Origin of the sequence: Pseudomonas meliae (genome assembly GCF_001400515.1) — a bacterium.
Lineage (GTDB): Bacteria > Pseudomonadota > Gammaproteobacteria > Pseudomonadales > Pseudomonadaceae > Aquipseudomonas > Aquipseudomonas amygdali.
On the sequence record NZ_LJQT01000307.1, the window covers coordinates 1 to 320 of the forward strand.

The 320-nt window shown below is 65.0% G+C and carries 1 protein-coding gene; it reads left to right on the forward strand.

The annotated features are described in order from the left end of the window. The coding region (locus ALO64_RS14565) for an AMP-binding protein (protein ID WP_162234192.1) at positions 1-320 on the forward strand (320 nt) is incomplete at both ends.

A 320-nucleotide genomic window follows, 5' to 3' on the forward strand; every position in this document is an offset into this window, starting at 1 on the left:
GTGCTGGACGCTGATTTCAATCCGGTCGCCCAAGGCTGCAGCGGCGAACTGCACATTGGCCATGCGGGTCTGGCGCGGGGTTATCACAACCGCGCGGCGCTGACTGCCGAACGCTTCGTGCCGGACCCGTTCTCCAGCGACGGCGGTCGCCTGTACCGCACCGGCGACCTGGCCCGTTATCGCGCTGCCGGAGTGATCGAATACGCCGGGCGTATCGACCATCAGGTGAAGATCCGTGGTTTCCGCATTGAACTGGGTGAAATCGAAGCGCGGCTGCAAGCGCACCCGACCGTGCGCGAAGTGATCGTGCTGGCCGTGGA